We start from the raw sequence: 12,823 nt of genomic DNA, 5'->3' as shown, positions 1-12,823 counted from the left end.
CAGGTGAGGTTCAATCCGCCGCCCAATTGGCCGCAGCCACCTGCTGGCTGGCAGCCGCCACCCACCTGGACGCCGGAGCCGTCCTGGGGTGCAGCGCCGGAGGGTTGGCAGCTCTGGGTTGACGATGACCTAGCATCCGGGACTGCGCGCCCTGCGGCCGTTCCGGAGGCTCAACTCAGAGATGAGACGCTAGCGGGGGCCGTCCAGCAGGCTCCGCCGAGTGATTCCGCGGACGACGAGCTGTCGGTCATCGACCTCGACGACGAGCGAGTGCTGCAGTCGGTTGGGATCTATCGGTACCACCACCCGCTCGAGTCTGCGCCAGCGTTTGCGGCGGCACTGGAAGACCTCCAGAAGGAAGTGGCCGCGTCGGTCAAGGACGACAGCGCCATCCTGCGCTCCAACTTGTTCACGCTGAACAACTCGCTCGCCGAGGGGCGGCGCATGTCCGCCGACCTCGCCAAGCTGATGCTGTCCGCCTATAACGCTGAGGCTGATAACTGCGTCCGGACGCTGCGAGCCGGCAACGTTGAGATCGCCAAGCGCCGACTGGAGGCCTGCCGTCGGAGAATCTCAAAATACGGCGCGCGAATGGAGATGCGGGTCAGCGACCAGTACCACGAGCTTCGCGTTCGTGAGCTCGAGCTCACAGCGGACTGGCTGATGAAGAAGCAGGAAGAGCGCGAAGAGGCCCGTGAACAGCGCGCCGCACTCAAGGAGCAGAAGCGGGTGGAGCGGGAGCTCGCGGAGCAACGCGAGCTGCTCGAGAAGGAGCGCGCGCACTTCCTCAACGCTCTCGCTGCGGTGGGTGTTGATTCGGACGAGGGTGTAGAGCTGCGGGCGCGGCTTAGCGAGATCGACGCGGCGATCGAGCAGAACGATTTCCGCGCGGCGAATATCCGAGCCGGTTACGTCTACGTGATCTCCAACCGGGGGGCATTCGGGCGTCAGGTCGTGAAGATCGGCCTGACACGGCGTCTGGACCCGCTTGAACGCATCTCAGAGCTCAGCGGAGCGTCAGTCCCGTTCAGGTTTGACGTGCACGCCCTGTACTTCTCAGACGACGCAGTGGGACTCGAAGCAGAGTTGCATCGTCACTTCAGATCTCGCGCGCTCAATGTCGCGAATAATCGCAAGGAGTTCTTCTTCGCGACACCTCAGGAGGTGCGGACGGTCCTCATGGCGCAGGTCGGCAACCTGCTCGAGTTCGACGAGGAGGCCGCCGCCACCGAGTACTTGCAGTCAGTTGGCAGCTGGCCAGAGGGCGCCCTCTCTGGCCCGATCAGTCACTGAGTGGGACTTCTCGTGCATCAGCTGCCGGCGAGCGCCCGGTGCACCGGCACGACCGCCGCGGCGCTCCACGCCTGCGGGCGGCACGACGCCGGGTAGGCGACGGGGGAGGAGGCCTCGTCGCGGCTGAAGCCGGCGAAGAGCTCCGGCAGCCGGCCGTCGAACGCGTCGGCCGTGCGCACGAGCTGCGCGGCGAGCACGCGGGCCGCGTCGCCGAGGCCGGCCCGCAGCATCCCCTCGATCACCACGCCGGTGTCGTGCGGCCACACCGACCCGCAGTGGTACGACAGCGGCCAGTAGCCGCCCTGGTCGGTCGACATCGTCCGCAGCCCCCAGCCGGAGGCGAAGCGCTCGTCGACGAGCAGCCGCGCGATCTGCGCCTCTTCCTCGGCGGTGAGCAGCGTCGTGCCGAGCAGCTGACCCATGTTCGAGGTCTTCGCGTCGACCGGCTCGCCCGCGCCGTCGAGCGCGATCGCCGGGTAGCGCTCGCCGTCGCGCTCGACCCAGAACGTGGCGCGGAAGCGCTCGCGCATCCCCTCGGCCCACGCGCGCCACTCGTCGGCGCCCTCGGTGTCGCCGAGCGCCTCGAGCAGCGCCGCGCCGCCCTCCGCCGCCTGGCACGCCTGCGCCTGCACCTCGCAGAGCGCGATCGGCCCCTCCGCGATGCGGCCGTCGCGGAAGCGCACGGAGTCGCCCGAGTCCTTCCAGCCCTGGTTCGCGAGCCCGGTGCCCGTCTCGTCGATGTACTTCAGGAAGCCGGAGCCATCGGGGCTGCCGTGGTCGCGCAGCCAGCCGAGCGCGCCCTCGAGCGCCGGGCGCAGCTCGCGCACCGTCGCGATCGGCAGGCCGGCGCGCCAGGCGTCGTGCAGCAGCACGACCCAGAGCGGCGTCGCGTCGATCGTGCCGAAGTACACGGGCGGCAGGACGATGCCCTCGCCGGGCATCGTGAACGTCGACTGCCGCAGCTCGTGCAGGATCTTGCCCGGCTGCTCCGCGGTCGCGGCGTCGACGACGACCCCCTGGCGGGCGGCGAGCGTGCGGAGCGTGCCCTCGGCGAGCTCGAGCGAGAGCGGCAGCAGCAGGCGGGCGGTGATGAGCGAGTCCCGCCCGAAGAGCGTCATGAACCACGGGGCGCCGGCCGCCGCGAACGGCCCCTGGCCGGCGTCGAGCAGCAGCGCCTGCAGGTCGTCGGCGGCGCGGACGGCCCAGCGGTCGAGCGCGGCGTCGCCGCTCGGCTCGAGCGCGGCCAGCGGGCGGTCGGCGGCCGGCCCGACGACGGCGGTCGGGTCGTGGAGCCCGATCGTGAGGCCCGCATCCGCCACGGAGCCGGGCGCCACCTGCAGCCGCCAGCGCACGACGACGCGGTCGCCGTCGCGCGAGACATCGGCGCCCGGCGCGGCGAGCGCCAGCGCGCGCGTCCCGTCGCCGGCCTCGAGGGCTCCCGGCCCCTGCTCGCGCCACGAGAGCGGCATCGGCGCGGCCAGCCCCGCCTTCACCGTCGAGAGCTCGGCGATCGAGACGTCGACCGCGAGCTCCACGTCGGCGGTGACGGCTGCGTCGAGGCCGTTGCGGATGCGCACGCGCTCCTCGAGCGCGCCGGCCGCGACGGTGCGCTCGCGCTCGACGAGCACCCGCGGGTCGGGGGTCTCGTCGTCGATCGCGCGGGCGACCCCGTGGAACACGACGCGACCGGCGGACCGGGCGGTGCCGGTCGCCTCGACCGGTTCGCCGCCGACGCGCAGCGACAGGCCGCGCACGTAGCGCCAGTCGCCGTGGAACACCCCGTGGATCGCCGCGCCGCCCATCTCGCCGGACGGGTCCGACCACGACTGCGTCGGCGCCTCGAGCACCACGAGGGCGTCGTTCAGCAGCGGCTGTCGACCGCGATCCGACGCTGGAGCTGCACTGCTCATCCTGGGCCTCCCGACCGGGGTTCACTTCGGACGATCGATACGCTACCGTCAGGATTGGAACGATCCAAGCGGGCTTTCGCCGCGCGGGTCGAAGGCATCACAAGGGTGTGAGACCGAGGAGCAGCTGATGGGGACGACCCTCGCCGACGTCGCGGCGCATGCCGGCGTCTCGGTGCAGACCGTCTCCAACGCGCTCAACAACCCGGGGCTGCTCAAGCGGTCGACGCTCGACCGCGTGCTCGCCGCCGTCGACGACCTCGACTACTCGCCGAACCTCCAGGCGAGGCGCCTGCGGCAGCAGACCGTCGCGACGATCGGGCTGCGCATCGACCCGCTCACCGAGAACGTCGCCGCGTCGCTGCTCGACCGATTCCTGCACGAGCTCACCGCCCGCGCCGACGCGCAGGGCAGGCACGTGCTGCTCTTCACCGCCGTGGACGACGAGGAGGAGGTGCGCAAGATCCGCGAGCTCGCGAGCCAGCGGGTCGCCGACCGCTTCCTGCTCACGTCGACCCACCTCGGCGACGCGCGCGTCACCTCGCTGCTCGACGAGGGACTGCCGTTCGCCGCGTTCGGCCGGCCCTGGGGGGCCGCGCGCGAGCACAACTGGGTCGACGTCGACGGCGCCGCGGGCACGCGCGCCGCGACGGATGCGCTGCTCGACGCCGGTCACCGGCGCATCGGCTTCCTCGGCTGGCCCGCGGGCAGCGGGTCCGGCGACGACCGGCGACGCGGCTGGGCCGAGGCGATGGCCGAGCGGCTCGGCGTCGGCGGCGATGCCCTCGACGCCCTGACCGCGCGCTGCCAGGACCGCGTCGCGGATGCGCTGGTCGCCGCCGGACCGCTCCTCGAGCGGGGCGTCACCGCGCTCGTCTGCGCGTCCGACTCGCTCGCGACCGGCGGCATCGGCGCGGCGTCGCAGCTGGGGATCCGGCTGCCGGTCATCGGCTTCGACAACACCTCGCTCGCCGCGGGGCTCGGCTTCCCGAGCGTCGACCAGAGCCTCGGCGAGGTGGCCACCGCGGCGCTCGCCGCGATCGACGCCCAGCCGGGCGCCGTCACGACCATCGTCCGGCCGCACCTCGTGCGGCGGGACGACGCACGGTGGGGGATCGCCCCCGCCGCCGACCGGGGACCCTCCCCATCCTGAAAGGAACAACCATGCGACACAGCAAGCTGGGCAGCGTCGCCCTCGCCGGCACGCTCGCCCTCGCCCTGGCCTCCTGCTCCGGGGGTGGCAGCACCGGCTCCAGCGGAGAGCCCGAAGCGCCCGCCGAGGCGCTGACGATGCTCATCGGCTCGTCCGGCGAGGCGGAGACGGCGGCCGTGCAGGCCGCGGCCGACGCCTGGAGCGCCGAGTCGGGCACCACCGTCGAGGTCATCGCGGCGTCCGACCTCAACCAGGAGCTCGCGCAGGGCTTCGCGGGCGACTCGGCACCCGACGTCTTCTACATGGGCTGGGACCAGTTCCAGACCTACGCGGGCGACGACTACCTCGAGCCCTACGCGGGCGACCTCGCGAACGCGGGCGACTTCTACCCGGCGCTCGTCGACACCTTCACCTTCGACGGCGAGTTCGTGTGCGCCCCGAAGGACTTCTCGACGCTCGGCCTCGTCATCAACACGCAGCTGTGGGAGGCCGCGGGCCTCACCGACGCCGACGTGCCGACGACGTGGGAGGAGCTGCAGACCGTCGCCCAGACGCTGACGACCGGCGACACCGTGGGGCTCTCGATGGGCGCGGAGTACGCGCGCGTCGGCGTCTTCATGGAGCAGGCGGGCGGCGGGCTCATGGACGGCGACACCGTGACCGCGAGCTCGCCTGAGAACGTCGAGGCGCTCGAGTACGTGCAGGGCCTGCTCGAGGCGGGCTCGCTCAAGTGGCCGGCCGACCTCGGGGCCGGCTGGGGCGGCGAGGCGTTCGGCAACGGCGCAGCGGCGATGGTGATCGAGGGGCCGTGGATCCGCGGTGCGCTCGAGGCCGACTTCCCGGACGTGGAGTTCCTGGTGGCGGAGCTGCCGGAGGGACCGGCCGGTCCCGGCACCTTCTCGTTCTCGAACTGCTGGGGCATCCCGCAGGGGCAGGACACCGCGGCCACCGCGCAGGAGCTCGTCGCCTTCCTGACGAGCGATGAGCAGCAGCTCGAGTTCGCCGACGCCTTCGGCGTCATCCCCTCGACGCAGGGGGCAGCCGCCACCTACGCCGAGACCTACCCGGAGAACGCCGCGTTCGTCGCGGGTGCCGACTACGCGGTCGGCCCCGTGAACTTCTCCGGCGCGGCCGACGTCGTGACCGAGTTCAACAACACGATCACGACGCTGCAGGGCGCTGACCCGCAGGCCGCGCTCGACGAGCTGCAGACGCAGCTCGAGGCCGCCTACGAGTCGTCGCAGGGCTGATGAGCTCCGTCTCGACCGCCCCCGCGCCGCGCAAGCGGCGCGGGGGCGCGCGGGGCGGTGAGGCGGTCGCCGGCTGGCTCTTCACGCTGCCGGCGATCCTCATCATCGGCGTCTTCCTGATCGCGCCGATCGCCCTCGCGCTGTGGGTCTCGTTCACCGACTGGAACGGCCGCAACTCACCGCTGTTCAACGAGAGCGTCGACGTCGTCGGCCTCGAGAACTACGCGGCGATCACGACCGACGACTCGCTCACGCGCGAGCTGTTCGGCCGCTCGATCCGCAACACCGTCTACTTCGTGCTCTTCGTCGTGCCGCTCCAGACGGCGCTCGCGCTCTTCCTCGCCGTGCAGGTGAACCGGCGGCTGCTGAAGGGCAAGGGCTTCTTCCGCACCGCGTTCTACTTCCCGTCGGTGACCTCGTCGATCGCGATCACGGGCGTCTTCCTCTTCCTCTTCGCGGCCACGGGCGTGGTCAACCGCGTGCTCGGGGCGCTCAGCGTCGACGGCCCGAACTGGTTCGCGGATCCGCGCGGGGTGTTCCACATCCTCTTCCGCAGCACCGCAGCGCCACCCGGGCTCGACTCGCCCGGGTTCCTGGGCGTCACGCCGTGGGAGTGGATGGCGGGACCGTCGGTCGCCATGGTCGTGATCATCGCCATGGTGATCTTCACCACCTCCGGCACGTTCATGCTGCTGTTTCTCGCGGGGCTGCAGAACATCGGCGCCGAGGTCGGCGAGGCGGCGGTGATGGACGGCGCGGGCCCCATCCGCACCTTCTTCTCGGTGACGCTGCCGATGCTCCGACCGACGCTCTTCACGGTGCTGACGCTCGGGCTCATCGGCACGTGGCAGGTGTTCGACCAGATCTACCTGACGCGCGGCACCCCCGCGGCACCGACGCTCTCCAGCCCGGCGTACCTCGCCTTCAACCAGGCGTTCGAGAACAACGAGCCCGGCATCGCCGCGGCCATCGCCTTCGTGCTGTTCCTCATCATCATCGCCATGACGCTCATCCAGCGGCTGGTGCTGGGGGAGCGGGACGAGAGCGGCATGGGCAAGCGGCGCAAGGGGCGCGACCGCGAGGCACCGCTGCTCGCAGAGGGCGCGGTGCGGCTCGAAGCCGGTCCGCAGAGCACCACGGGAGGTGGACTCACATGAAGGAGCGCGTCAGCGGCGGCCTGATCGTCGGCTACGTCATCCTCGTCATCTTGGCGCTGGTCTACATCTACCCGTTCGTGATCGCCGTGAGCGGCTCGTTCAAGACGGATGCGGAGGCCAACGGGGATCCGATGTCGCTCATCCCGCAGACGTTCACGTACGCCGCCTACGAGCGGCTGTTCACCGGCGACCTGCCCCTGTGGGCGGCGAACTCGGCGTTCATCACGATCGTGGTGACCGTGTTCCGGGTGTTCTTCGACTCGCTGGCGGGCTACGCGCTGTCGCGGCTGAAGTTCCGCGGCCGCGGCTTCGTGTTCGCGGTGTTCATCGCGGTGCTCGCCGTGCCGTCGGTGGTGCTGATGATCCCGCGCTTCCTGGTGATCAAGGAGCTCGGGCTCTACGACACCTACGGCGGCATGATCATCCCGCTGCTGGCGACCGCTGCCGGCGTCTTCATCATGAAGCAGTTCTTCGACTCGATCCCGGTCTCCATCGAGGAGGCCGCCCGGATCGACGGCGCGGGCGTGTTCCGCACCTTCTGGTCGGTGACGCTCCCGATGGCCTCGCCGGCGCTCATCACGCTGACGATCCTGTCGTTCCAGGGCTCCTGGAACGAGTTCGGGCACTTCGTCATCTCGCGGCAGAGCCCCGAGCTGCACACGCTCACGACCGGTGTCGGCTCGCTCGTGTCGGGGGCGCTGGGCTCCGGCACGCAGTTCCCGCTCAAGCTCGCGGCGGCGGTGCTGATGACGATCCCGGTGGCGATCGTGTTCTTCATCTTCCAGAGGCGCATCATGTCGACGACGGAGGGCGCCGAGAAGGGGTGATGCCGGACGCCGGAGGGCGCGGGCGGCAGCGCCGCACCGCGCCCTCCGGCGTCAGCGGGTCGAGGCGATCGCGCGCCTCACCCCTCCGGGTCCACCAGCCGCAGCCGCGGCCGCTGGGTCGACCGATCGCCGCTGCCCGTGCCCCGCAGGAGCGGCAGCTGCACCGGACCGGTGTCGTGCCGCTGCACGCGCTCGACCGCCGCGAGGTGCCGCTCGCCGGTGTCGATGCGCTGCTTCGGCCGGCTGGCCCGCGCCTCGAGCGCGCGGTGGACGACGACGACGGCGGCGGCGCTCGCGGCGTGCGGGCTCCCCGCTCCCGGCAGCGGCACCGGCATCGTGACGTCCTCGAGGCCAAAGCCCGCGAAGGCCGCCGGCAGCCGCCCGTGGAACGCGTCGGCCGCGGCGAGGAGCCGCTCGGCGAGCGCGCGTGCCTCGTCGCGGAAGCCCGCGCGCAGCAGCCCCTCGATCGCGAGGGCCGTCTCGTGCGGATGGATCGCGCCGCCGCGCTCGAGCAGCGGCCAGTAGTCCCGGTCGTCCGCGGCGAGCGAGCGCAGCCCGAAGCCGGAGGCGATCGCCTCGTCGAGCAGCATCCGCGCGACGATCGACTCCTCGTGCTCGTCGAGGATCCGGGTGCCGAGCAGCTGGCCGAGCTCCGCGCCGAGGCGGTCGTGCGGTGCGCCGTCGTGGTCGATGGCGAGCGAGGGGGTGCGCGCGGAGCCGTCGCCGCTCCAGAAGGCGTCGCGGAAGCGCGAGCGCAGCCGAGCCGCCCACGCCCGCCACTCGTCGCCGTCGTCGCCGAGCGCGTCGAGCAGGTCTGCCGCGCCGACGGCGGCTCGGCAGGCGATCGCCTGCACGGCCGCGCTCACCTCGTCGTCGTCGGGATCTGCGAGGAAGCCGTCACCGGTGCGCACGGCGAGCCAGCCGAGCGCGGCGTGCAGCGCGGTGCGCAGCTCGCGGGCGGTCTCGGTGGGCATGCCGGCGAGCCACGTCTCGTGGAGGAGCACGATCCAGAGCGGCGTCGCCTCCACCGATGCGCGGAAGACGGGCGCGCTGCCGTCCTGGCGCACCTCGTGCGGGATGCGCCCGGGCTCCTCGCCCGTCTCGGCGTCGTGGAGCACCCCCTGCCGGGTCGCGAGCGTGCGCAGCGTGCCCTCGGCGATCGCGGCGGTCTGCGGCAGCGCGAGGCGCGCGGCCACGAGCGCCTCGCGCGACAGCAGCGTCAGCTGCCAGGGCGCGGAGGCGGCGAGGAACGGGCCGTGGCCGACGTCGAGGGAGAGGTCGTCGAGATCGGCCACGGCACGCCCGGCCCAGCGATCGAGGGCTGCGACGCCGGTCGCGCGGAGCGGGGGGAGGGACGCGGTCGGCGGCCCCGGCTCGGCGAGCTGCGCGTCGTCGACCGCGAGCTCGATCGAGAGGGTCGCCCAGTCGCCCGGTCGCACGACGACGCTGCGCGACGCCGTGACGCGGTGGCCGTCGATCTCGATCGCGCCCTTGGCGCTCGCGCATCGCAGCGTGCGGGTGCCGTCCGTCGCCACCGCAGCGCCATCGTCGAGGCGGAGGTCGATCGGCACGGCCTCCGGCCTGCCGGCGTGCACGGAGGCGAGCGGCGCGAGCTCGAGGTCGAGGCGCAGCTCGAGGAGCGCGGTGACCTCGACGTCGCGGCCGTTGACGATCGTCACGCGCTCGACGAAGCCGCCGGGCTCGACGGCGCGCATCCGCTCGACGAGCACGCGCGGGGTCGACGAGTCGCCGTCGAGCTGCCGTGCGACGGCGCGGAAGACGGTGCTGTCGCGGTCGTCCGCGGTCGTGAGGTGCTCGATCGGCCGGCCGTCGACGAGCAGCTCGAGGCTGCGCACCCAGCGCCAGTCGCCGTGGAAGATGCCGTCGGCGGCGCCGCCCATCGTGCCGTCCCGGCGCGACCACACCTGCGTCGGCGCCGAGAGCGCGACGAGCTCGTCGTGGAGGAGCGGCGGTCTGCCGGTCTTCGCATCGAGCTCGGGATGCATCGGATGTCCTATCGTCGCCGTGCTGCGGCACTCGTCACGCTAGCCGCGGCGTCGGAGGGCAGCGCCCAAGGCGCCCTCAGCCTTGGCGCACGGGAGGCTCAACCGCCCGCGCAACCGCCCCACGCAGCGACCGGGTGCTGGGCGGACCGCTACGGCGTCGGCGTGCGGGCGTCGTAGGCGAGGAAGGAGCGCTGCGCGCGCGTGACGACCGCGATGAGCGCGACGATGAGGAGCCCGCCGATGAGCGGCGGGCACCACAGGGCGACGAGGCTCGCGGCGGCGCCCGCGTAGAGGTCGCCGATGCGCGGTCCGCCCGCGACGACCACGGTGAACAGCCCCTGCGTGCGCCCGCGCATCTCGTCGGGTGCGGCGGTCAGCATCATGGTCGAGCGGAAGATGGCGCTGATCTCGTCGCTCGCGCCCATGCCGGCGAGCGCGAGCGCCGAGACGGCGAGCGCCGGCCACGCGACCTGCGACCAGTCCGCGCCGACCGGGCCGCCCCATCCGAGCGACATCGCGAGCAGCACGGCGCCGAAGAGCGCGACGAACGCGCCGTAGACGGTGATCGCCCGGGCGACGGCGACGCCGTGCCGGTGCACGTGCGCGACGGGGCCGGAGAAGAGGCTCGCGAGCAGCGTGCCGACCGCAGCGGCGGCGGTGAGCACGCCGACGGTGATCGGGCCGCCGCCGATCGCGATCGCGCCGACCGCCGGGAGCAGCGCGAAGGGGCGGCCGAACGACATGGCGATGATGTCGACGAGGAACGACATCCGGATGTTCGGCGCCTGCCGCAGGAACCGCCAACCGTCGAGCAGCGACTCGAGGCCGGGCTTCGCGACCGCGCCGAGCGGCGGCAACCGCGGCAGCCCGAGGATGCCGACGAACCCGGCGGTGAAGAGCACCGCGTCGATCGCGAACGTGATCGGCAGGCCGACGCCGGCGACGAGCACGCCCGCGAGCGCCGGCCCGACGGTCAGCATGATGCCGATCGCGATGCCGTTGAGCGCGGTCGCGCGCGAGATCAGGTGCGCGGGCAGGATGCGCGGCGTGACGGCCGAGCGCGTCGCCCCCGAGACGGTCGCGGCGACGGTGTTGAGCGTCGTGAGCACGTAGAACGGCCAGACGAGCGCGCGCTCCCCGTCGGCGACGAGCGCCGCGTCCCAGGTCGAGAGCGCCACGAGGCCCAGCACCGCCGCCCAGCCGACGAGGCTCGAGACGATGAGCACGGCGCGGCGGTCGAAGGCGTCGGCGATCATCCCGCCCCAGAGGCCCGCGACCACCATCGGCAGCAGGGCGATGCCGCCGACGAGGGCGACCGCCATGGTGCTGCCGGTCATGTCGAAGATCTGCAGGCCGACCGCGACGACGGTCATCTGCGCGCCGATGCCGCTGATCGCGTTGCCGATCCACAGCCGGGCGAAGACGGGGGAGGCCGTCAGCGGTGCGAGGTCGACGAGCCGTCGGCGCTTCGCGGGCGCGGGTGCGCCGGCCGTCTCGCGCGGGTCGGTCTCGACCCCGGCGGGCGGCAGGATCGCGTGGTCGCCGGTCGCCGTGCTCTCGTCCTGGCCGGTCACGCCACGTCGTCGATGCCGTAGAGCGCGTCGATCGCCGACAGGAAGTCGTCGTGACGGCCCTCGGCGGCGAGCTCGCGCGCGCGCACCGTCGGCTTGTGCAGGAGCACCCCGGCGAAGTGGCGCAGGGCCTGCTCGGCGGCGCGCCGCTCCTCCTCGCTGCCGCGCTTCGCGACGCGGGCGAGCTCGGCCTCCATGGCCTCCTCGACGTGCTGGCGCAGCGCGGCGATCGCGGGTCCCAGGCGGCGCTCCTCCGTGCCGCGCTCGAACCGGCGCGCGGCCTTGCGCACGAGGTCGCGGGCATCGGCGGCGGCGGTCAGGTGCTCGAGCGGCGCGTGCAGGCGGATGGTCTCGAGGTCGAGCACCTCGACCCCGGCGACCGTCGCGACATCCGGGTCGACGTTGCGGGGCATGCCCATGTCGATGACGAGCTGCGCGCCGCGGCCGTGCTCGACCGGGCAGCCCGCCACCGTCGCGCCGGCGGCGTGCATCGGGCATCCCGCGCTCGTGCCGCCGAGGGCGACGGGGCAGGTCGCGGCGTCGTGCGCCTGACCGGGGAAGTCGTGCGTCGCGAGCCGCGCGCGGCCGGCGTGCAGCAGGGCGGCGTCGACGACGAACCGGTCGGCGCTCGTGCAGGTGACGATGACGTCGGCGGACGCTGCGGCGAGCGCGGCGTCGCGCGCGTCGACGTGACCGATCGCGTGGCTGCGGGCGAAGCCCTCGCCGCGGTCGGACGGGCTCCAGACCTCGATGTGCTTCGCGCCGCGGCGACGCAGCTCGGCGAGCGAGACGCCCGCGAAGCGGCCGGTGCCGACGAGCAGCACGCGAGCGTCCACGAAGTCGACGCGCGCGCTCGCGAGGTCGAGCGCGAGGCGCACGATCGAGCGGCCGGCCTCGCCGATGCCCGTGCGGTTCTTGATGCCGCGCTGCGTCTCGGAGGCGCGCTGGAAGAGGCGCTCGAGGTGCGGCGACGTGGTGCCGGCGACCTGCGCCGACTGCAGCGCCCGTCGCACCTGGCCGGCGATCTCGCCCTCGCCCACGACGACCGACTCGAGGCCGGCGGCGACGGCGAACAGGTGCTCCGCGGCCTCGACGTCGGCGAGCGGCTCGAGCGTCTCGGGCTGGTGGAAGCCGAGCGCGTCGGCCGCGACGGTCTGCGCGATGCCGGCCGCGTCATCCGCCTCGGCGTCGATGTCGAGGTACACCTCGAAGCGGTTGCAGGTCGAGACGACGACCGCCCCGTCGACAGCGGGGTGCGAGGCGAAGGAGCTGGGCAGCTGTGAGGCGTCAGCCGTCGACAGTGCCTCGAGGGCAGTGAAGTCGGCGTTCTTGTGACTCGCCGTCAGGCAGATGAGCACCAGACCATCCTACTGTCCCCCAGGGGTGCCCGCGGAGCACGTGCGCCTCCGCCCAGCGCGAACGGGAGCGGCCCGGGCGCTCGCCCGGGCCGCTCCGCCGGCCTCACTTGCCGAAGGCGTCCTTCGCGGCGTCCTTGACGTGCTCGCCCGCCTGCTTGGCGTTCGCGCTCGCCTGCTGGGCCTTGCCCTCGGCCTCGAGGCGCTCGTCGCCGGTCGCGGCGCCGAAGACCTCCTTGGCCTTGCCGCCGAGCTCCTCGACCTTGTGGCTCATCTTGTCGTCCGTGCCCATGTCGGGCCTCCT

10 protein-coding genes are annotated in these 12,823 nt (G+C 72.9%); 5 read left to right on the top strand and 5 right to left on the bottom strand.

Annotated elements, in window-relative coordinates:
* Positions 1-3: 3 nt before the first annotated feature.
* Positions 4-1,293, top strand: coding sequence for an SNIPE associated domain-containing protein (locus EDD26_RS04585; protein ID WP_123696628.1), 1,290 nt, complete (start codon positions 4-6; stop codon positions 1,291-1,293).
* A 17-nt stretch (positions 1,294-1,310) separates the two neighbouring features.
* On the opposite strand, the gene EDD26_RS04580 is transcribed toward EDD26_RS04585, so the two are convergent.
* Complete coding sequence (locus tag EDD26_RS04580) at positions 1,311-3,203, bottom strand: glycogen debranching N-terminal domain-containing protein (RefSeq protein ID WP_123696627.1); 1,893 nt, start codon at positions 3,201-3,203, stop codon at positions 1,311-1,313.
* A 127-nt stretch (positions 3,204-3,330) separates the two neighbouring features.
* Between EDD26_RS04580 and EDD26_RS04575 the strand changes: the two genes are divergently transcribed.
* From EDD26_RS04575 to EDD26_RS04560, 4 genes are read left to right on the top strand one after another with little or no spacing between them, the layout of a single operon-like run.
* Positions 3,331-4,353, top strand: coding sequence for a LacI family DNA-binding transcriptional regulator (locus EDD26_RS04575; protein WP_123696626.1), 1,023 nt, complete (start codon positions 3,331-3,333; stop codon positions 4,351-4,353).
* Between the two features lie 11 nt (positions 4,354-4,364).
* Positions 4,365-5,603, top strand: a complete 1,239-nt coding sequence (locus EDD26_RS04570; RefSeq protein WP_123696625.1) for a sugar ABC transporter substrate-binding protein — start codon at positions 4,365-4,367, stop codon at positions 5,601-5,603.
* The gene (locus EDD26_RS04565; protein WP_123696624.1) at positions 5,603-6,760 is read left to right on the top strand and encodes a carbohydrate ABC transporter permease; all 1,158 of its coding nucleotides are present in this window, start codon (positions 5,603-5,605) and stop codon (positions 6,758-6,760) included. The genes EDD26_RS04570 and EDD26_RS04565 overlap by 1 nt, the downstream gene beginning before the upstream one ends.
* Positions 6,757-7,587, top strand: coding sequence for a carbohydrate ABC transporter permease (locus tag EDD26_RS04560; RefSeq protein WP_123696623.1), 831 nt, complete (start codon positions 6,757-6,759; stop codon positions 7,585-7,587). Before EDD26_RS04565 ends, EDD26_RS04560 begins: the two co-directional genes overlap by 4 nt.
* Before the next feature lie 77 nt (positions 7,588-7,664).
* Here the strand turns inward: EDD26_RS04560 and EDD26_RS04555 are convergent, their stop codons facing one another.
* The 4 genes from EDD26_RS04555 to EDD26_RS04540 all read right to left on the bottom strand — a co-directional run bounded on the left by EDD26_RS04555 (position 7,665) and on the right by EDD26_RS04540 (position 12,811).
* Positions 7,665-9,593 (bottom strand): glycogen debranching N-terminal domain-containing protein, encoded by a 1,929-nt coding sequence (locus tag EDD26_RS04555; RefSeq protein WP_123696622.1) that lies wholly within the window; start codon positions 9,591-9,593, stop codon positions 7,665-7,667.
* 149 nt (positions 9,594-9,742) lie between these two features.
* Entirely contained in the window at positions 9,743-11,167 is a 1,425-nt protein-coding gene (locus tag EDD26_RS04550) for an MFS transporter (RefSeq protein ID WP_245989755.1), read from the bottom strand.
* Entirely contained in the window at positions 11,164-12,522 is a 1,359-nt protein-coding gene (locus tag EDD26_RS04545) for a glutamyl-tRNA reductase (RefSeq protein WP_123696621.1), read from the bottom strand. Before EDD26_RS04545 ends, EDD26_RS04550 begins: the two co-directional genes overlap by 4 nt.
* A gap of 103 nt (positions 12,523-12,625) precedes the next feature.
* The gene (locus EDD26_RS04540) at positions 12,626-12,811 is read right to left on the bottom strand and encodes a CsbD family protein (protein WP_123696620.1); all 186 of its coding nucleotides are present in this window, start codon (positions 12,809-12,811) and stop codon (positions 12,626-12,628) included.
* Positions 12,812-12,823 lie beyond the last annotated feature (12 nt).

This window comes from Agrococcus jenensis (assembly GCF_003752465.1).
GTDB classification, from domain to species: Bacteria; Actinomycetota; Actinomycetes; order Actinomycetales; family Microbacteriaceae; genus Agrococcus; species Agrococcus jenensis.
The sequence above is the reverse complement of the archived record's forward strand: the minus strand, read 5'-3'. Positions and strand labels throughout refer to the sequence as shown.

Coding starts and splice junctions, on each gene's coding strand:
- EDD26_RS04555 (WP_123696622.1), bottom strand. CDS start 9,593: ATGCATCCCGAGCTCGATGCGAAGACCGGCAGACCGCCGCTCCTCCAC.
- EDD26_RS04540 (WP_123696620.1), bottom strand. CDS start 12,811: ATGGGCACGGACGACAAGATGAGCCACAAGGTCGAGGAGCTCGGCGGC.
- EDD26_RS04560 (WP_123696623.1), top strand. CDS start 6,757: ATGAAGGAGCGCGTCAGCGGCGGCCTGATCGTCGGCTACGTCATCCTC.
- EDD26_RS04565 (WP_123696624.1), top strand. CDS start 5,603: ATGAGCTCCGTCTCGACCGCCCCCGCGCCGCGCAAGCGGCGCGGGGGC.
- EDD26_RS04575 (WP_123696626.1), top strand. CDS start 3,331: ATGGGGACGACCCTCGCCGACGTCGCGGCGCATGCCGGCGTCTCGGTG.
- EDD26_RS04580 (WP_123696627.1), bottom strand. CDS start 3,203: ATGAGCAGTGCAGCTCCAGCGTCGGATCGCGGTCGACAGCCGCTGCTG.
- EDD26_RS04570 (WP_123696625.1), top strand. CDS start 4,365: ATGCGACACAGCAAGCTGGGCAGCGTCGCCCTCGCCGGCACGCTCGCC.